Raw genomic sequence first — 18420 nt, forward strand, 5'->3', positions numbered from 1 at the left:
TATTTGAGATTTCATATAATAAATATGTCAAATCATATAGTTTTTTTAATTTGTACTGAACCTGGTCGTCTAGAGCAGCAATCTTTACTATTGGTAGAAAGTATCCGCAAATTCGGTGGTAAGTTGAAAGATACTCCTATATCTAGTTTCCATCCTCGGAAAGGCGAGCCTATTTCTAGCCAAACTACAAAGCTATTTGATTCCTTAGAAGTTTGTCATCAACAAATCATACTGAACATAGAGTATCATGACTATTACTTAGCAAATAAAATTGTAACTTCTGCTTACGCGGAAGAGAATATAGATGCAAAGTTTTTAGTTTTTTTAGATAGCGACAAATGCTTTTTTGCTGAGCCAAAAGAGTTTTTATTACCACTAGATTACAATATAGGGCTACGTCCTGAATATGGAAAAGGTATTGGCTCTGAAGGTAAAAATGATATTCAAGACGATTACTGGCAAAAACTTTATAAATTACTTGATATCAAGCAAGAAATATTTGTTCAAACCCCAATTGCTAACAAGAAAATTAGAGGCTATTGGAATAGTGGGATAGTAGCTGCAAGAAAAGAAGCGGGATTTTTTACAGCTTGGAAAAATAATTTTGAGAAAGTTATGCAACAAAAGCTTGAGCCACCTCAAGGAAATTATTTTACAGAGATGGCTGTACTATCTGCTACTGCCTGCTCAATGGCAGAAAGTTTATATACATTTTCTCCATCCTACAGCTATCCTTTGCCTTTGCACAATCGTTTAGCTAAAGAATATAAACTAAATAGTTTTGACGAAACTGTATCAATTCATTATTTCAATATGTTTGCTTATAAAGATTGGCATAAACAACTAACAAACTTAAGTAATTTTGATAGTTCCTCAGAGAAATATCAATGGTTAATAGAAAGAATAGTTAAACATAACATGCCATATAAATCAGTATTGCATCGACATGTGTTGGAACTTATAAGAATCGAGAAGAAATTACGTAGCTTTAATATTGATGTGAATTTAAGTGGTTTGATAAAACGCATTACCAACCTTTAAAGTATCTAAGTAATAAAATTTCTGTTTTCAACATTTGGTTTGTTTTGCATTCCAAGTCTATTTAGGCCAGATTTAACCTATGACTAATGAACTTATAAAGCATAAATTGGCAGTCATCATGACTTGTTATAACAGGCGTGATACAACTCTCGCTTGTCTGTGTGCGTTATATCAGCAAACGAAACCTTTTGATATTTATTTAACCGATGATGGTAGTTCTGACGGTACTTCAGATGCAATCAAATCTTCTTATCCACAAGTTCAAGTTCTTAAAGGTGATGGAAATTTATTTTGGGTTGGAGGTATGAGATTAGCTTTTGCTGAGGCTTTGAAAAAAAATTATGACTATTATCTTTGGCTTAATGATGACACTATAATTGAATCAAATGCTTTGAGTAAACTGCTTGCTACCCACCATTACCTCACAGAACATAATAATCCAAATTCTATAATTGTTGGTTCAACCCAAGACGCAGTTACAGGGAAACCGACTTACGGTGGCGCTGTCCGTTCCAAGCATTGGTACTCGAATAAGTACGAATTTGTGCAGCCTAGTCAGGAACTTCAAGAATGCGACACTATGTATGGAAACTGCATCCTTATTCCCCGTTCTGTTGCAGAAAGAGTAGGTAATTTAGATCCAGCTTTTATTCATAATCTAGGGGATCTGGATTATGGACTTAGAGCACGTAAGCTAGGGTGTTCAATATGGATAGCACCAGGATATGTAGGTACTTGCTCGAAAAACTCTGTTAGAGGGAGTTGGGTGGATGCTAATCTCCCGATTAATGAACGCTTAAAAAGAGCGTTTGACATCAAAAGTTTTCCGATAAAGGCATGGACTGTTTTTACCATGCGGCATTCTGGCTCGTTTTGGTTTCTTTATTGGTTCTTGCCTTATTTACGTGCGGTAATGGGTTATAAAAATTTAAATGTATCTTCTACTTTCAGGGAGGAAATTAATTGAATAAACAAAAAATACTTGATTCGTTGTTGATTCAAAGATAATATCCTTAACTTAGGATTTTTTCCAATCTTTTACTAAATAACCTAATTTTGCATAAATTCTGATTAAATAGATAAAAAAATGTCTGAAATCAAAATTCTTGTTATAGCTTTTCTAGCAAATCCAACTTGTACAAATTGGATACAAGGGCTTAAAAGTTTAGGCTTAAACGTTGCAGTTTTAGACTGGAAAAAGTCTGCGGCAACCCAGAGTGAAGTTAAGAATTGGGGATTTAAGGAAAATGAAATTCCTATATTTCATATCTGGGATGATTTCTCCACAGAGAAGCAACAAAAGGTAGAGAATTTCCTTGGAGGGAAACCAGATATCTTATTTTCTTGGGAGGGGGCATTGATTTTAAAACCCCTGCAAATGGTGAAAAAAATATACTCTAGAGCTAAAATTGTTCATTGCGTTAATACTTATCCCAATGCCGTTAATAAATTAACTGAAATTCGCATGAATTGGCGTTATCGTAATGTTAGTTCGCTGATTGAAAGTTATATATTTTATTCACATACACAAAGAAATATGTTTATAAAAGCTATTCCTAATACAGAGAATAAACCTTATTTAGTAATGGTTGAGCCATTTTTTAAAAAAGCCTATTTCTCAAACACCAAGATTAAATCTAATAATACACCACCACTCTATCGATTTAATGATAACCCTCATGTTATCTTTACTGGACGAGCTAGTGAACTATGGCATAAAAACTCTTATTTCGGTTTTAAAGCTCATAGTTGTCGGGATGCTCTGGGTTCGTTTTTTCAGCAATTAGCAGAGCAAAATATTCATATTTTTCTGCCATCGCAAGCAGATACAAAAAATATTCCTAATCTTCACCTATACCCCGATTTTTCTAATGATGAGATATTTGAAGGCCAATTTGCTGAATATATTTCGCAATTTGACGCTCATCTAGTTATGTACAACGAGTACAACAGTACAATGCGTAATTGGGTTACTTCAGGTTTATCTACTCGCTTTGCTTCTTCTCTAACCTCTACTACCCCATTAGCTGTGACTCAAACCAGTAAGTTTGTTAAAGAGTATTGGAAGGATATGCCTTTCGGATTTACTTTTTCTGATGTTGAGGACTTAGTACAATCTCTTCGCAATAAACAAATGCTGACTTCACTTCGCTTGAATATGGAGAAAGTTCATACATCTTATTGTTTTGAATCTCAAAGTAGGAATGTTGCTCAATTTTTCGATGAAGTATTGAATAAGCCTAAAATCTTAAATTAGTTTATTTTGCTGTGGTAAAACCCATAGTTTAGGAACACATTTTTTTAATAAATGAGGATATCTACTTAATATGGGTAAACGTTTATTGATAGTCTCTACTCTTGATTCAACTCAACCATTTGGTGCGTTTACTAGACCTTTTTACCTTGGACAATATCTCCTCAAATATTTTGAGGTATATCACCTGGGCTTAAATTGTTCCGCAGTTGATTATGCACCCTCTGTATCTGTTGGTTCAAGAAGTTTGAGTTCATATATTAGAGCAGTACAAAATTGTATAGAAGATTTTTGTCCAGATATAATATATGCTCAAGAAACACTGCCAGGATTAGCTGCTCTAATTTCACTCACCTTTAAGAAACAGAAAAACTGCTCTCTTGTATTAGATTTCCACACTTTTTCTGCTTTTGAGTACTGGAGCCGCTTATTTTCTGTTGCTAATCCATTCAAGGAATTTTTACAACTTATTAAAACATATATTGCTCAGGGTGTACTTATATTTTCTGGTAATCCAATTATTGCCGCTGGTGAGTCAACTCCACAACTAATTAAGCAGTGGTACGGTAAAAAGTCTCATAAAATTTATTGCATAGGAAATGGTGTTACTGAAGACATAATAAATATTAAAAATACTCCTGAAATAGATCCATATCATGCGCTGCGACCAGCAAAAATAGTTGTTGTTGTGGCTCCTAAAACATTTCAGTTTCCAAGCAACGATATGTCTGTATCTATGACTATTGAGGCAGCTAAATATCTAGAAAATCATCAAGAAAAAGTACATTTTGTTGTGATTGGGCGTGATGCTAAGGAAATAGAAGAAATACTACCATCAAACATAACATTTGTAGGCTTTTTGCCAAACCGAAATGATTTTATTACACATCTCAAATATGCAGATATAGGTCTTCTGCCATTCCCCAAGCATGCGGTTGCTGGCGGAGCACGTAATAAAGCACTAGATTATTTTGCTAGTAAAAAGTTAGTTATATCTACACCCGAAGGCTTGAGAGGTTTAGAGGAATTTCATCATCAAAAACATCTGTTAATTTCAGGAGACTCTGCCCAAGAGGTAGCTAACACAGTTTTGGAGGCAACTTTGAATCTAAATAAATATGAGCCACTTGTAGAAACTGCACACAGCCTAATTCAAGATAAATATTCTTGGAGTGCAAAAGCACAAATGGTTGCTGAGGTGCTTTTACAGGCAGTTAAGTAATAATTGAGAAAAGCTGTTGTTTATTAAAAGTTATCAAGTAGAAAAAATTTATTTAAGTAGTCCTTAGAACAAAGTTTATCCAAAACTTTTCTAAGGGCATTTTTTTTGCCTTTGCTAATTTAGAACAAATTACCATGAAGCGATCGCCATACAAATTTCTTGGTGTTCAAGTAGACGCACTTGCCATACCTGAACTAAATTTATTGATTACAGAATCTATCGATCAAGATAAAAAATGGATCATTGCCAATCACAACCTCCATAGTCTTTATCTTTATCATCACAGCCATAAAATGCGAGCTTTTTATGCCAAAGCAGACTATGTTCATATCGATGGTATGCCTTTGGTGTTTTTAGGAAAATTGCTTGGTTTCCCACTAAAGCGAGAGCAAAGAGTTACTTATGCTGACTGGGTATGGCCTTTAATGTCTGAAGCAGCTCAGCAAGGCTGGCGTGTATTCTATCTTGGCTCCAAGCCAGGAGTAGCAGAAAAAGGAGCTAGGATTTTGCGGGAGAAGTTTGCTGGTTTACAGATTGCTACAGCTCACGGCTACATCAATACAGGAGTTAATCAAGAAAACCTTGCCACCCTAGCAGCAATTAACGATTATCAACCCCACATATTAATGGTAGGTATGGGTATGCCACGCCAAGAACACTGGATTCTAGACAACCTAGAGCATATCCAAACCAATGCCATTCTTACTAGTGGAGCCTGTATTGACTATGTAGCTGGAGCCGTTCCCACTCCACCTCGCTGGATGGGTAAGTTGGGCTTGGAGTGGTTGTATCGCCTGTTTAGTGAGCCACGAAGACTCTGGAGGCGTTACTTACTAGAGCCTTGGTTTGTAGTCAGACTCTTATTACAGGAAATTCTCAGTGCTTAATAACCTATTAGTGACTAGGCGGCAAATTCTCATGATTGCAGTATTAACTGGGGGTAGCGATAGCGCTATGTCTATTCCACATATATTTCTCTGCCAGTGCATCCCTTACTACTAGATTCAAAGCTCAAACTCTAGTTGGTATGGAATGCTATAACGAAAGCGTTTGATCATGCTCTAAAACGTTGAAACTAGCTTTGTAAAGCATTGCAGTCTACTTCAATAGACTTTGCCAGTCAATCATGACTGAATCATCTATCAAATCCAGAGTGCAGTTCCATCTGAAACGCAGAGAGTATAGGAATAATGACATCCAGATACCTCCCATTAATAGATTTCAAGCCAGACTTAAGATCAGCTAAAGGCACAAGGATACAGAGAGGATTAGCTCTGAGAGTACTTCGGATAATCACACTTATCCTACTTGATGCTATGTCTCTAACCTTGGCATGGAAGTTAGCAATATTTTATGGAACCCCATTAGATTCTCCTTGGACTGAAAGATCATCTTTTCAATTGCTAACTCTCGCAGTAGCAATAGGAATGATGGCAGCTCAAGGCCTATATGAGGCAGGCATTCACCGCCGTAATTATGCTCGCCTGATCAAAGCAGTTTCTCTGTCAGAATTTTTCCTCTTGCTGATTGCGTTTCTCTACGAACCAAGTCGTTATGTCTCACGCTCAAGTTTTATCCTATTTTGGTTGTTTTCTGTAGCCTTCATCTGTGTGGCTCGTTTGAGCTTTGATGTTGCTACCAACTTGGTGCGAACAAAAGGAGCAATTCGTTATCCCGTTTTTCTGATCACAGATGCAGAAGATCAACAAAGTAGCATCAGATTAATTGAAAAAGAGAATTGCTACAACTTGATGGGAGTGGCTGAGGCTAGCTCTTTAGATAGATATAAGCGAGAGTCAACTTTAGAGTTCCTTCGCAATCAAGGTATTGTTGAGGCTTTCGTTTCTTGGAATGCGATTAAAAACCGCCTGTACATTTCCTGGCATTTCATGAGTGCTGGTATTACCCTCCGCATTTTGCCAACAGAAAGGGAAGTTTTACCGCCTAAAACTGTATTGTGGATGATTGGTGAAGTACCATGTCTGACAATTCCTGCACCAATTATTGCAGGTAGTGATTTTTGGGTTAAGCGTGGCTTTGACCTTTGTTGTGCAACTATTTTATTATTGCTGCTAGCACCTATCTATTTGTTGATTTCCTTACTGATTAAGTTAGATTCTCCTGGGCCAATCTTGTTCAAGCAGAAGCGAATTGGTCTGCATTGTAAGGAATTCAAAATCTGGAAATTCCGCACAATGGTTGCAAATGCAGAAAAGTTACAAGCTTCTCTAGAAGCAAAGAATGAAATTAAAGATGGCGTTTTGTTTAAACTCAAAGATGACCCTCGTGTGACACGAGTTGGCAAATTCCTGCGTCGTTACAGTCTAGACGAATTACCACAACTGTTTAATGTTTTAATTGGGGAAATGAGCCTAGTTGGGCCCCGTCCTCTTCCTGTTAGAGATGTAGAAAGGTTCCAAACAACTCACTTTATTAGACAAGAAGTTCTGCCTGGGATCACCGGATTGTGGCAGGTTTCTGGTCGCTCTGACATTGAAAACTTTGAAGATGGGGTGAAATTAGATATCACCTACATTGAAAACTGGTCGCTTTGGCTAGACCTGAAAATTTTGCTGAAAACTGTAAGTGTTGTACTGCAAAAGACTGGCGCTTACTAATTAACCAAGTAGAACTATAAGATGCGATCGCTAACTATTTATAAAGAAGCGATCGCATATTCTTCTAAATAAGTAAATTATCATCATCAGATTTCTAGTGTTGAAATATTAAACTTTAAAATCGGTATTTTTCACTGATAGATAAAAAAATGGAAAAATCTTTAGTTGTTAAACAAGAAGCTAATTCTAATATCAAAGCAACACTGTCAAAAGATTTATATTTTATCCGAGGGATTGCGATCGCTCTTGTAGCTCTAGGCCATGTAATTGGAAATCGAGATTCCGGTATTCGTCAATTGTATGAGCAAGATATACCATACATGGGGTGGATATATAATTTTATTTACACTTTTCACATGCCAATATTTTTTATTATTTCTGGCATTTCCTTTAGTATTTTTAGTAGCAGCAACAATAGTTATGCCAAATTTATAAATTCTAAATTTACTAGGATACTTATTCCTTTAGTTTGTTGGGCCCCCATTTATTATATTTTTCGCTCTTTATCTGGTAGTATTAAATTCTCTTTCATTGGCTTGATTCAATCAGTAATTTATCCTAACTTTATTTTCTGGTTTTTTCATGCATTATTATTATCCACACTTTTATCTTTTATTACAATCAAAAAACTTGGTTCCCAATTAGTTTATTACGCAATTTCAATTGCCCTGTTTGCACTTTCATTTAACCTGAAAGAACCGCTGGGAGAAATTTGCTATTTTAATATCTTCTATGCTTTTGGAATTGCTATTGCACCATATATCAAAAACATTCGTTTCAGATTAGAGAAAACACCGTCTATTTTAACTTTCTTACTCTTATTAACTTGTACTTTTTTGATGCTTAGCATTAATTATTTATTAGGTAGAGAATATGGCTTAGTTACAAAGTTTATGAATGGCATCATAGGTTTTACCTTGATGTATATACTTTCCACTTGGAATCAACCATTTCCTATGTTTAAGTGGTTGACTCGATTTTCACAATCGATTGCAGACATTTTTGTTTACTTCGGCCTGCTTAGTATGAGTATCTATTTACTTCATATCCTTGTTGGCTCGACTACTAGAATCATTTTGGTCAAAATTGGCATAACTTACCCATTAATACAATTTACTCTTGGATATATTGCTTCCACATTAGGGCCTATATTGATTTACAGGTTCTTACACAAAAGAAGTAAACTTTTCCGATATTCCATCGGTGAGACTAAATAGTATTAGACAAAAAGGGCATGGAACTAGTGGTTTGTCTCATTAATTTTCATGGTCATACGTGTTTGTAGTAAGGACTTTAGTCCTTGATTTTTTAAGCACTAGCTTACTACGAACCTCTCAAAACTTTTGCAACAGACCACTAGTTTCCCACCCTAAAAACAAAAAAACCCGCTTTAGCGGGTCAAACACAACAAAACTATGAACAATAAAAACTTGGGTTAGCTGAAATACTTCATTTCAGCTTCTAGCTGACGAATCAGGCTTTCGTCACCCTGTGCTCTAGCAACTTGTAAGCGGTGCTCTAGGCTTCTTTGAATATTCACTCTGTGAACTTCTTTTGCTTTTCTTGTAGCTTGCAGTCTGCTGTTAGCCATAATGATTACCTCTTTAATTTTATCTTTATGTCTCGTAATCCTAACATAACATAAATTTAGTAGCTGTTGTTACAGAAAAATATTATTTATTGTAATTTGCTGAGCCAGCTATGTCTGAAAAGCAGATAAATCAACCACTCCTCACCCTGCTAAGCGATTTTGGCGATCGCGATGTGTATGTAGGCGTGATCAAAGGAGTCATAGCTCAAATCAACCCCAATTTAACTGTGGTGGACTTGACGCACCAGATTTCACCGCAAAACATCGCCGCAGCAAGGTTTTGCTTAATGAATGCTTATGCATATTTCCCAGTTGGAACAGTACATGTGGCTGTGGTAGATCCAGGTGTGGGAGGCAGACGACGGGCGATCGCAGTAGAATTTGCTCAAGGTTTTTTAGTAGGCCCAGATAATGGTATCTTCAGTGGGGTACTAAGTCAAAGCCCCGCGCTCGCCGCCGTTGAACTTACAAACCCTAATTATTGGAGAACGCGTCAACCAAGCAAGACTTTTCACGCTAGAGATATCTTTGCACCAGTAGGAGCCAATCTTGCTAGTGGTGTTCCTCTCAAACAGCTTGGACGAGAAATCAATCCCACAGATTTAGTACAACTAGATATAAACTATTGTAACGAAACAACAACAGGTGTGGCGGGTTGCATCCAATACATTGACCACTTTGGTAACTTAGTAAGCAACATTCCAGGGAGTTACGTACAAAGCAAAATCTGGTGTGTGCAAGCTGCTGGATTGACTATACCTGGGTGTGAAACTTACACTGATGTCAATGTTGGAGAAGCGATCGCTTTAGTTGGCAGTCATGGCTGGGTAGAAATTTCCATTAATAGTGGTAATGCTCATTTACAGTTACAGATAAACTGGCAAGATGCATTACAAGTCTTGTTTTTGTGAGAAATCACTCAGATCGAAAGTGCCTGTTGCAGGCGAAGAAATATTGTGATGCTACGTTAGTCTTATTGCCCATCATAATAAAAGTAACCAGTCAGAAAATTCCCTTCGCACTTAACAAGGGAATCATTACCACTGTCTGCGTACCAGCGGCGCAAACTACTGGCTATCCTTACTCATTGCTTTTATATGACTACGCAAACACTATCCACACCAGAAGTCTATCAAGGTCAGTTCGGAGAATTTACAATTACTCAGAGCGATCGCACTGGCGTAATTATCTACCGTGCTGGTTTAATGGTAGCTGCACTTAGCTTTGCCATCGGCAGCGTTTTGGTTTTGCTCAACAATAATCCGAATATTTTTACGACACTGACGCTTTTATATGCCTGCTTTAGTCTCGCTCTCGGCGTCAGTTTATTGACCATTCATATTTATATGGCATCACTACACCGATTGTTGCAGCTTTTTTGGGCGATCGGTAGCATTGCAGCTATAGCCTTCGCACTATCGAGTAGTGAACCATTGGCTATTACTGTTTATAATCACCCCCTTACCTTATTCGGAGTTGGTTTTACTTTCGTTGCTTTGACAGGCATTTATTTCAAAGAAGCTTTTTGCTTTAATCGTCTAGAAACCAAGGTATTAACTATTACTGTACCGCTACTATTGTTAGGACATTTAGTGGGTATTTTACCAACTCAAGCCGAACAGATTTTATTAGGAGTTTGGGCAATTTTGTTTATAGTATTCGCTTTGCGTAAAGCACTGCAAGAAATTCCTCCTGATATTGGTGATAAATCTGTATTTGCTTATTTGAAAAAACAAAGCTTAGAAAAGGTTTAATGCAGAAAAGATATCGCCAGTCTTTAAAACTTCCTAAATTCCATCTGCTAAAACGCCAACAAATCTGGACACTTACGGCTCAGGGATGGTTGATATTTCTGGTTATTACTGCTTATTTAACATTCTTGACAATTACTCATATCCACCCATTTCTAGCCGTAAATTCTCCCATCAAAACAGCGGATGCATTAGTTGTTGAAGGATGGGTACCAGACTATGGAATACAACAAGCTTTGACTGAATTTAATAATGGTTCTTATCACCTAATTATTACTACAGGAAGCAGCATAGAGAGAGGAAGTTATTTGATTGGATACAAAAACTTTGCAGAAGTTTCAGCCGCTACCTTCAAAAAGCTCGGTTTAGCATCAGAGAAAGTCATAGCCGTTCCTACACCTTCTGTTATCAAGGATCGCAGTTATGCATCTGCTGCCGAATTTCGCCGCTGGCTATCTAATTCAGATGTCAAAATAGAATCAATTAATCTTCTCTCCTGGGACGTTCATTCCCGCAGAAGTTGGCTATTATTTAAACAAATACTTGCTCCCAAAATTCAAGTAGGTGTAATTGCAGCCAAAAATAATAATTACGATCCAAGTAAGTGGTGGGTTTCTAGCGAAGGTGTGCGAACAATCATGTCTGAAACCATCGCTTATATTTATGCACGGTTTTTAAATTGGAAAGCATAAGAAAACAGCAGAGCACGAACTAGACAGCGATATAATCATCCGCTTGGCTGTTCCGTGATAGGGGAAGTCAACAATTTGCAGCACTTTCTATATCAAAGCTAGGCGATCGCACATCCTTGATCGAAGTAGACTAACAAAAATTGACATTTAGCGTGCTAAAAGCTTTAAATATCCTCTATATCCTCAACTTCTTTAAAGATTTGTTCTATGTCTTGTGAACCATGAATAATACGCACGATTTCAATTCCTCCATCTAGAGTGCGGTAAAAAATAAGGTAACTTCCAACAGGAAAACTGCGGAGGGAAAAAGCTAAGTTTTCGCGTCCTTCTCCCATTTGCGGAAATTTGGCAAGTTTGGCAAACTTTTCTCGCAGCTTATCAAAAAGGTTGTCAGCAGCCCGTGGGTTATTTTTGGCAACGTAGCTCCAGATATTCTCAAGGTCAAGTGCTGCTTGATTAGAAATTTTAAATCGCTTCATGGAGCGTCGTTTTCCGCCAATCTCTTGCGTCCTCTTGTTTTGATTTCCTCAAAAAAAGCTGGGAGCGATTCTTCATCGTATTCGGTATACTGACCACTATCAAGCTGCTCAATTCCAATGGCTATTTCTCGTCGTAACATCTCAAGTTTGAGCGTTTTCAATTCTTCCTCCAGACGTTCAAGGCTATCCATCATGTCTTGAAACGCTTGCGCTTCCTGAACTACAACCTCTGCTTTCCCGTTCACCGTCAGCACCAAAGGAGATTTTGTAAGCTTTATCCGTTCTACATAGTCCTTGGCGTTTCGTTTAAAGTCGGTGAGAGTTTGAATATTTTCAAGATTAATTCTAACTTCCATAGCATTGAATAATATATTTTATAAAACATCTTATTAGATGCTATGGCTCGTATCTGTTTTTGTCAATCAGCATCTATGCCAAAATGGCTACTTAGGAAGCGGAAATTGATTTTTTACCCAACAAACATTCGACCGAATTGTTGGGGTAATTGGGATACATACTCAAATGGCTCCAACCCTTGACTAGATGTAATACTTTGGGCTGTTTCGTCCCATTCTTGCAGTTTTACGGTCAGAGTCATGGTCAATACTTGGTTAATAATTTATAGGATATAATAGTAAGATTTATCAATAAGTAGTTAGTTGTATTGTGATTTGGTATACCTGTGGGTAGGTGACAGATAGGCGATCGCATCCAAACTAAACAAACTTTGCCAGCAAAACATTAAGGGCAAAGACTACCTTTTTCAAGTTCTAAATTTGGGAATACTCAAACCAGTAGGCGTGAGGATGGAATTGTGGTGGAAGAGGGCGCATATTGGCTAGCTTGGTCGCAAATTTCTGGGATTGGGCCGGTATTGCTGCGACGGCTGCAACAGCATTTCGGTACGCTAGCAATAGCTTGGAAAGCTAGCAAGGCTCAGTTAGGAGAAGTTGAGGGTTTTGGTTTTCAGACATTGGAAAAAGTAGTACAACAGCGATCGCGTCTGCACCCAGAAAACATATTCACCAAGCACCAGCAAGAAAACTCGCATTTCTGGACACCAGCAGATACAGATTATCCGCGTTTGTTGCTGGAAACTCCCAGTCCACCGCCGATTTTGTACTATCGCGGTGAAGTTGAACTACAAGAAAATCTGGGACAAAAACCACTAGTTGGGATTGTGGGAACACGTCAACCATCTGAGTATGGTATCCGTTGGACTCGCCAAATCAGCACAGCTTTGGCTAAAAATGGTTTTACAGTTGTTTCTGGGATGGCGCAAGGAATTGATACAGAAAGTCATAGCGCCGCGATGAAAGCAGGTGGACGCACGATCGCAGTTTTAGGTACTGGTGTAGATGTCATCTATCCACACAAAAATCGAGAACTGTACAAACAGATTTTGACTGCTGGGTTAGTCGTAAGTGAATATCCAGCAAAAACACCACCTGATCGCACTCACTTTCCTCGCCGTAATCGGATTATTGCAGGTTTATGCCGTGCCATCTTGGTAATGGAAGCACCTTTGAAATCTGGCGCTTTAATTACAGCTACCTATGCAAATGAATTTGGTCGAGATGTCTATGCACTACCTGGAAGACTAGATGATAACCCGGCTCAAGGTTGTTTAAAGTTACTTAATCAAGGAGCTTCTTTTATTCTTAAAGAAATAGACGAACTGTTAACCATGTTGGGAGCAGTCCCCCAACTTGATCTAGTGGAAGTATCCCCCACATCTGAACAGTTGAGTTTGCCTAATTTATCGCCAGAACTGCAAAGAATAATAGATGTGTTAACTTTTGATGCTTTAACTTTCGATATTATTGTTCAACAAACAAGCATGGCTGCTGGCTCAGTTTCCAGCGCTTTATTACAGTTGGAACTTATGGGTTTAGTTTCCCAACTCCCAGGAATGCGGTATCAGAAAAGTTAAAAGACAAAAATATAATTCTACAATCTCAAATCTTAAATTATCTTGGGGGATAATATTGGGGATTTGTCACTGGCGATGGATAACCGTTTGCGGGTGTAGTACTTCCCATGCTGTTGGGTGGAGGAGCGATTATTGGAGACTGATAACCGCTGGTGGGTATGTTAGTTGTTGTCCTGTTGGGTACAGCAGGAGTTATGATTGGGGGTTGATAACTAGCTCCGGGTATAGGACTTGTCGTATTACTGGGTGTGACAGCATTTTGGCTAAACTGTTCGTAAGCAGCACGAGAAATTGAGCTAATCAATTTTTCCGCACGAGGATCGTTGGTGGGGCGTTGTACCATAACAGCAGCTATGTAGCGCTTACCAGTTGGGATATCAACCAAACCGGCATCTGCCAGCATTGTCCCAATATCGCCCGTTTTGTGGTATATTCTTGCACCTGCGCCTAAACCGGATGGCAGTAAATTATCTTTCTCGGTTCGGCGCATGATATCAAGGATTTGATCACGCGATCGCATACTCACCAAATTACCTTGATTCACAATAGCGATCAAATTCCCTAATTCCTTGGGACTGGTAGTGTTTGTTCCTTGTAAATCTGGAAGTTGATTACGAATTGTTGTGGTTGTCAATCCCCAACTGCGAAAACGTTGGTTCAGTACCTCCATACCTCCCATATGGGCAATCAATATATTTGTGGCTGTGTTGTCGCTGATTGTAATCATTTTAGTTGCGACTTCCAAAGCTGAGTACTGCGTTCCTGCTGGTTTGTATTGCAGATTTCCTGAGCCGCCAGCCATCATTTCCTGTTGCATGGTCAGCATTTCATCTAGGCGGATTTTCCCTGCATCCACATCTTGGAAAAAAGCAACCAGAATCGGCACTTTAATCGTGCTAGCCGCCGGAAAACTAGCAGAACCATTCACATCCACATAAGCCCCAGTATCCAAATCTACTAAGAACGCTCCAGGTGTTAGATCTGAGTTAGCTGCTGCCAGATTTTGTACAGCATTTTTCAAGGGAGTAATTTCTTGGGAGAGGTATAAGCTGGAATTTGATGGGCTTTGGCTAGGTTGTGGTTGCGATCGCCCAACACCAACATTAGTATTAGATTGCCCCGACGAAGTTGTATTGATGCGATTAGCAGGGTCTAATATTGACAACACTGTGCCGATGATCGCGCCAATACCAACTCCCACAATTAATAATCGCAGGATATACAACATAGTTCTTGCCATTGGCTTTAACCGCGTTTTACGCGATACTGGTCTGCCTTTTTTCGGCAACAACTGCTTTTCTACACGCCCTATTTTTGACTTGAAAGCACCCGGTTTCAAGGGTGGAATCTTTCCCTTCGCAGTCGGAATTGGTTTTACTGCTGCTGGCATGACTAACCCCTTGACCCTGCGTGTACCAGTGGGGATTGAGGGAGGACTGATACCATTTTTTGGGCGTGTTAATCCTACATCTCCACCAGCAGCACTCTGCTGCTGGTTTTTCACTTTCTTCTGTCCTACTTTTTGAATGAGTGGACGCTGGCGACTATTTAAGGGTTGACGCCGCGAGAAAGCTGTTAGTTTGTCACTCGACTCTGACACCGCTACTCCTTGTTACCCGCTCAACTTTTTCTTTGCAGACTCCTGACCCAAAACTCAATCTTCAAACACTTTGATACTCAAATCGCCCTCTGCTACTAGGTAGCATTTTGGTGTTTATAAGTTTAAGCCATGTTCATTGTTTTGGGGATGATTGGATACATATTAAACAATGAATTACAAGTTTTCACTATTATGCTGGTTTTTAAGCGCCCATTCAACCTGATGTACAATCCCGCGGAGCATTGCTACTTCGCCTGTTTCCAGGTGAGCGCGGTTATACAGTTGGCGGAATTTTTCCATACGACTAGCTGCCGTATGCGGATAAAGATAACCTATTTTCAACAGTAGCGATTCTAGTTGCTGGTAGTATGCTTCCACAACATCCAAAGGTGCGAGATCCGGCTGGGATATCTGAGTCTTAGGTAGCTCTGCACATTGTGCCAGTTCATAACAGCAGATTGCCACAGCAGTAGCCAAATTCAGAGATAGATAATCCTGACTTGTGGGAATGCAAACAAACCGCTGAGCATAGTTTAATTCTTCATTGCTCAATCCCCGGTCTTCCCTGCCAAAAATTAGGGCTGCGGGTTTTTCTGGTTCCTCCAGTAACCAAGGTAGCGCAGTGCGAGGGTTTTCTAAGGGCATTTCCCAACTCCGAACGCGCCCGGTAGTGGCGATCGCCCGTACACATCCTTGCAACGCTTCTGGTAAAGTTGCTACCAATACCGCAGATTCTAAAATTTCTTTAGCATGGACTGCCATCTTTAAAGCTTCCACCGACAGCGGATCGCATTGTGGATTTACTAATACTAAATGATGTAGCCCGAAATTTTTCATTACCCGTGCGATCGCCCCGACATTTAAAGGCCCAGCTGGCTCTACCAACACAATTCTTAACCCAGCCAAGCTCATGTTTTGCCTCCTGCGATCGCACTTCAGAAATAATAATTATAAGGGTGCTTTCAAAGAAGTGTGTCTTTCTCCTAGTTGTAAACGTGACACGACGGGTATATTCGTGGCGATCATGTATGGTGCGATCGCCACGAATATCAATTTTGTCGCTGTGTAGAATAGTCGCATGCCAGAACACAGCATTTTTAGCTACAAATTATTTTGCAACATTTGTCGAACGATGCAACTGACGCTGACGATAGCGTAGAGAGGTTAACCCTGCTCCTGCCAATAACGTAGCGCCTATTGTCAACGGTTCCGGTACAGGTTCGGCAGACTTTGGAGTCAGCAAGAAAGCTCTTGCATTACCGTCCTTATCCGTGCCTGTTCCGACAATTTGCCCTTTGTTATTAATGGCTCTCACAACAGATAGCCTCCAACCTAGACTAGGGTCGATCAATGTATTGAGATCTCTGACGCCAGTATCACTAGTCCAAACAAAGGGGCCATCTGTATAACGGTAAAAGAAGCCATTTCCTATTACCTGACCTGCATCATTGATGTCATAGGCGGCTATACCAGTATAAAAATTCTCGTCTGTACCTGGGACTGGGATAGTAGAACCAAGGTCAATCTCATCACCATCGCTCCACACAACGGCGCTACTGATATAAGGGCCAGTATAGTCATAGATGCTACCCGCTACGTCTCCGACATTATTGATAGCAATAGCAGCGCTACTAGCGCCATCATCTTTAGATCTAGATATGAGGGTCATACCACCGCTGCTAGTCCATACAAAGGCATTTTCAAATCCTGAATTGTTAGCAGTAGTGGTTCCTACCACCTGACCTGCATCATTGATGTCCGCACCGAAACTGTAATTACCGAGATCCTCGCCACTTAACGTACCGAGATTAGTCATACCAGTGCTTTGACTCCACAAAAAGGCGCGAGAGGTCGGCGGTGGAGAGTCATCGGTTAATCCAAGGTTTGAACTTCCCACCACTTGACCTGCATTATTGATAGCTGTGGCTACACTCCTACCACCTAGAGTACCGAGGTTGGTCATGCCACTGCTCTTGCTCCATAGAAAGGCACGCTCACCCTTAGTACTACCCGATCGCCCCACTACCTGACCCACATCATTGATGTCATTAGCAATGCTATAAGAGCCACCAGGGAGGATACCGAGGTCAGTCATGCCACTACTCTTACTCCACACAAAAGCGTGATTTCCCTTGCCAGTAGAAAATGCTCCTACCACCTGACCTACATCATTGAGACCATAAGCACTACCCTGTCCGACGTCGGTGAGGTCATAGAGAATTGCTGCCATTGCTGAGGGGTTTATCCCCAGTGTCATCAGGGCAGCCATCCCACATAAAATTGGTAACTTTGTTACTGTTGTTTTTAATGTATTTATTAGAACCATACAACTTACTCCTTGTAAAATGTCAACTTGCAATCAAAAATCCAGATACTAACAAGACCAATTTTGCTTAATTCTGGTTTTATTGAAGATGGCGATCGCTATTTATCGGGTGCAATACCTGGTAAATTTACCAGTTCCTTTCGCTCACACTGTGGATAAAAAGCTTCATAACAACTGAATTATAAAATTTAGTATTCAGTAAAATTTCTCTGTTCATGAAAAATTTACTTACTTGTTAAACTTTTCACAATTGTTAAATGTAGAATTTTGGGATAATAGGGTAATAAAATACTCCCTATCATGAATCGTCCAATTTTTTTAAAAAGCATGAATATACTATGCTATGAGCATTTTAATAGCCGTAGTTTTACTGCTTTAGCGTAATATATATAGTATAAAAATATTAAAAATATAAGTTACTTAAAAACCTGAAAATCACCGTGGTTTTTCTGTTAGTGCTGAGCTATTGCTAGTGGTCGTAGCGATTAGTAAATATTACGGGTAAATGATTTAATCCCTACTGGATTAACTCAAGCAGCAGGACGCTGAATCGCCTTGTCACAAGATTGAATGGCAATTTACAGCAATTTTCATGTTTTTAGACCACACTCTTGATTTCTCTCTGTGGCTCTGTCTTTAAAAGTTTCCTACGGCGGGAAACTTTTCGCTGCGCCTCTGCGTGAGATTAAAAAAACGTAGTACATTTACCTAAAAATAGCTGTAAGGTAACGCAGGGATGCGATCGCCATCATTTACGCTTGTTGTCAGAGTGTCCAAATTGTGTAGCTAGTAGTCTACCAAGCAAACTTTGCTAGGTTAAGCTCGGATATAAATGCTGCATTTTCCGGCGAGCGTCTTTGGTTTGGAAACCCCAATACACACTGGCTTTTTGCTTATTACGTTGTTTCTCCCA

The 18420-nt window shown here is 39.3% G+C and carries 20 protein-coding genes; 13 read left to right on the top strand and 7 right to left on the bottom strand.

What is annotated here, in order from left to right; genetic code table 11:
• The first annotated feature begins 24 nt into the window (after window positions 1-24).
• From FNW02_RS30480 to FNW02_RS30510, 7 genes are all read left to right on the top strand, one after another.
• Window positions 25-1041, top strand: coding sequence for a hypothetical protein (locus FNW02_RS30480; protein ID WP_191761192.1), 1017 nt, complete (start codon window positions 25-27; stop codon window positions 1039-1041).
• Window positions 1042-1120: 79 nt separating this feature from the next.
• Window positions 1121-2008, top strand: coding sequence for a glycosyltransferase family 2 protein (locus FNW02_RS30485; protein ID WP_191761193.1), 888 nt, complete (start codon window positions 1121-1123; stop codon window positions 2006-2008).
• Window positions 2009-2128: 120 nt separating this feature from the next.
• Window positions 2129-3298, top strand: a complete 1170-nt coding sequence (locus FNW02_RS30490) for a hypothetical protein (RefSeq protein ID WP_191761194.1) — start codon at window positions 2129-2131, stop codon at window positions 3296-3298.
• A gap of 70 nt (window positions 3299-3368) precedes the next feature.
• Window positions 3369-4517: a glycosyltransferase family 4 protein gene (locus FNW02_RS30495; protein ID WP_191761195.1), complete on the top strand. Its 1149-nt coding sequence runs from the start codon at window positions 3369-3371 to the stop codon at window positions 4515-4517.
• Window positions 4518-4651: 134 nt separating this feature from the next.
• Window positions 4652-5404, top strand: a complete 753-nt coding sequence (locus FNW02_RS30500; RefSeq protein ID WP_191761196.1) for a WecB/TagA/CpsF family glycosyltransferase — start codon at window positions 4652-4654, stop codon at window positions 5402-5404.
• A 303-nt stretch (window positions 5405-5707) separates the two neighbouring features.
• Window positions 5708-7135, top strand: coding sequence for a sugar transferase (locus FNW02_RS30505; protein ID WP_191761197.1), 1428 nt, complete (start codon window positions 5708-5710; stop codon window positions 7133-7135).
• Between the two features lie 149 nt (window positions 7136-7284).
• Window positions 7285-8352: an acyltransferase family protein gene (locus FNW02_RS30510; protein ID WP_191761198.1), complete on the top strand. Its 1068-nt coding sequence runs from the start codon at window positions 7285-7287 to the stop codon at window positions 8350-8352.
• A gap of 218 nt (window positions 8353-8570) precedes the next feature.
• Here FNW02_RS30510 and pirA read toward each other — a convergent pair whose 3' ends face one another.
• Window positions 8571-8726: an arginine synthesis PII-interacting regulator PirA gene (gene pirA / locus FNW02_RS30515; RefSeq protein WP_191761199.1), complete on the bottom strand. Its 156-nt coding sequence runs from the start codon at window positions 8724-8726 to the stop codon at window positions 8571-8573.
• 110 nt (window positions 8727-8836) lie between these two features.
• Between pirA and FNW02_RS30520 the strand changes: the two genes are divergently transcribed.
• The 3 genes from FNW02_RS30520 (at window position 8837) to FNW02_RS30530 (ending at window position 11169) form a co-directional block, all read left to right on the top strand.
• On the top strand, window positions 8837-9637 hold the full coding sequence (locus FNW02_RS30520) for an SAM hydrolase/SAM-dependent halogenase family protein (RefSeq protein ID WP_191761200.1): 801 nt from the start codon (window positions 8837-8839) through the stop codon (window positions 9635-9637).
• A gap of 186 nt (window positions 9638-9823) precedes the next feature.
• Window positions 9824-10480, top strand: a complete 657-nt coding sequence (locus FNW02_RS30525) for a DUF2301 domain-containing membrane protein (protein ID WP_191761201.1) — start codon at window positions 9824-9826, stop codon at window positions 10478-10480.
• Window positions 10480-11169 carry a YdcF family protein gene (locus FNW02_RS30530; RefSeq protein WP_191761202.1) on the top strand — a complete coding sequence of 230 codons (690 nt, stop codon included), beginning with the start codon at window positions 10480-10482 and terminating at the stop codon, window positions 11167-11169. The genes FNW02_RS30525 and FNW02_RS30530 overlap by 1 nt, the downstream gene beginning before the upstream one ends.
• 164 nt (window positions 11170-11333) lie before the next feature.
• Here FNW02_RS30530 and FNW02_RS30535 read toward each other — a convergent pair whose 3' ends face one another.
• The 3 genes from FNW02_RS30535 to FNW02_RS39690 form a co-directional block, all read right to left on the bottom strand.
• Window positions 11334-11648 (bottom strand): type II toxin-antitoxin system RelE/ParE family toxin, encoded by a 315-nt coding sequence (locus FNW02_RS30535; protein ID WP_191761203.1) that lies wholly within the window; start codon window positions 11646-11648, stop codon window positions 11334-11336.
• Window positions 11645-12004: a type II toxin-antitoxin system prevent-host-death family antitoxin gene (locus FNW02_RS30540; RefSeq protein WP_191761204.1), complete on the bottom strand. Its 360-nt coding sequence runs from the start codon at window positions 12002-12004 to the stop codon at window positions 11645-11647. Before FNW02_RS30540 ends, FNW02_RS30535 begins: the two co-directional genes overlap by 4 nt.
• A gap of 113 nt (window positions 12005-12117) precedes the next feature.
• Window positions 12118-12246, bottom strand: a complete 129-nt coding sequence (locus FNW02_RS39690) for a hypothetical protein (RefSeq protein WP_263627835.1) — start codon at window positions 12244-12246, stop codon at window positions 12118-12120.
• 216 nt (window positions 12247-12462) lie between these two features.
• Here FNW02_RS39690 and dprA point away from each other — a divergent pair, with 216 nt between their 5' ends.
• Window positions 12463-13581, top strand: a complete 1119-nt coding sequence (gene dprA, locus FNW02_RS30545) for a DNA-processing protein DprA (protein ID WP_191761205.1) — start codon at window positions 12463-12465, stop codon at window positions 13579-13581.
• A gap of 37 nt (window positions 13582-13618) precedes the next feature.
• Here the strand turns inward: dprA and FNW02_RS30550 are convergent, their stop codons facing one another.
• Both FNW02_RS30550 and FNW02_RS30555 read right to left on the bottom strand, forming a co-directional pair.
• Window positions 13619-15181 (bottom strand): serine hydrolase, encoded by a 1563-nt coding sequence (locus FNW02_RS30550; RefSeq protein WP_191761206.1) that lies wholly within the window; start codon window positions 15179-15181, stop codon window positions 13619-13621.
• Window positions 15182-15355: 174 nt separating this feature from the next.
• Window positions 15356-16093 (bottom strand): RNA methyltransferase, encoded by a 738-nt coding sequence (locus FNW02_RS30555; RefSeq protein ID WP_191761207.1) that lies wholly within the window; start codon window positions 16091-16093, stop codon window positions 15356-15358.
• Between FNW02_RS30555 and FNW02_RS30560 the strand changes: the two genes are divergently transcribed.
• A complete protein-coding gene (locus FNW02_RS30560; RefSeq protein WP_191761208.1) occupies window positions 16092-16250 on the top strand; it encodes a hypothetical protein in 159 nt (52 codons plus the stop codon). The genes FNW02_RS30555 and FNW02_RS30560 overlap by 2 nt on opposite strands.
• A 39-nt stretch (window positions 16251-16289) precedes the next feature.
• Here the strand turns inward: FNW02_RS30560 and FNW02_RS30565 are convergent, their stop codons facing one another.
• Complete coding sequence (locus FNW02_RS30565; RefSeq protein ID WP_191761209.1) at window positions 16290-17507, bottom strand: DUF3466 family protein; 1218 nt, start codon at window positions 17505-17507, stop codon at window positions 16290-16292.
• A gap of 27 nt (window positions 17508-17534) precedes the next feature.
• Between FNW02_RS30565 and FNW02_RS39695 the strand changes: the two genes are divergently transcribed.
• Window positions 17535-17666 (top strand): hypothetical protein, encoded by a 132-nt coding sequence (locus FNW02_RS39695; RefSeq protein ID WP_263627836.1) that lies wholly within the window; start codon window positions 17535-17537, stop codon window positions 17664-17666.
• The last annotated feature ends 754 nt before the right edge of the window (window positions 17667-18420 follow it).

Origin of the sequence: Komarekiella delphini-convector SJRDD-AB1 (genome assembly GCF_014831675.1) — a bacterium.
Classification (GTDB): Bacteria; Cyanobacteriota; Cyanobacteriia; order Cyanobacteriales; family Nostocaceae; genus Komarekiella.

Coding starts and splice junctions, on each gene's coding strand:
- FNW02_RS30535 (WP_191761203.1), bottom strand. CDS start 11,648: ATGAAGCGATTTAAAATTTCTAATCAAGCAGCACTTGACCTTGAGAAT.
- FNW02_RS30480 (WP_191761192.1), top strand. CDS start 25: ATGTCAAATCATATAGTTTTTTTAATTTGTACTGAACCTGGTCGTCTA.
- FNW02_RS30495 (WP_191761195.1), top strand. CDS start 3,369: ATGGGTAAACGTTTATTGATAGTCTCTACTCTTGATTCAACTCAACCA.
- FNW02_RS30510 (WP_191761198.1), top strand. CDS start 7,285: ATGGAAAAATCTTTAGTTGTTAAACAAGAAGCTAATTCTAATATCAAA.
- FNW02_RS30485 (WP_191761193.1), top strand. CDS start 1,121: ATGACTAATGAACTTATAAAGCATAAATTGGCAGTCATCATGACTTGT.
- FNW02_RS30530 (WP_191761202.1), top strand. CDS start 10,480: ATGCAGAAAAGATATCGCCAGTCTTTAAAACTTCCTAAATTCCATCTG.
- FNW02_RS30525 (WP_191761201.1), top strand. CDS start 9,824: ATGACTACGCAAACACTATCCACACCAGAAGTCTATCAAGGTCAGTTC.
- pirA (WP_191761199.1), bottom strand. CDS start 8,726: ATGGCTAACAGCAGACTGCAAGCTACAAGAAAAGCAAAAGAAGTTCAC.
- FNW02_RS30500 (WP_191761196.1), top strand. CDS start 4,652: ATGAAGCGATCGCCATACAAATTTCTTGGTGTTCAAGTAGACGCACTT.
- FNW02_RS30565 (WP_191761209.1), bottom strand. CDS start 17,507: ATGGTTCTAATAAATACATTAAAAACAACAGTAACAAAGTTACCAATT.
- FNW02_RS30505 (WP_191761197.1), top strand. CDS start 5,708: ATGACATCCAGATACCTCCCATTAATAGATTTCAAGCCAGACTTAAGA.
- FNW02_RS30560 (WP_191761208.1), top strand. CDS start 16,092: ATGTTTTGCCTCCTGCGATCGCACTTCAGAAATAATAATTATAAGGGT.
- FNW02_RS30540 (WP_191761204.1), bottom strand. CDS start 12,004: ATGGAAGTTAGAATTAATCTTGAAAATATTCAAACTCTCACCGACTTT.
- FNW02_RS39690 (WP_263627835.1), bottom strand. CDS start 12,246: ATGACTCTGACCGTAAAACTGCAAGAATGGGACGAAACAGCCCAAAGT.
- FNW02_RS30490 (WP_191761194.1), top strand. CDS start 2,129: ATGTCTGAAATCAAAATTCTTGTTATAGCTTTTCTAGCAAATCCAACT.
- FNW02_RS30555 (WP_191761207.1), bottom strand. CDS start 16,093: ATGAGCTTGGCTGGGTTAAGAATTGTGTTGGTAGAGCCAGCTGGGCCT.
- FNW02_RS30520 (WP_191761200.1), top strand. CDS start 8,837: ATGTCTGAAAAGCAGATAAATCAACCACTCCTCACCCTGCTAAGCGAT.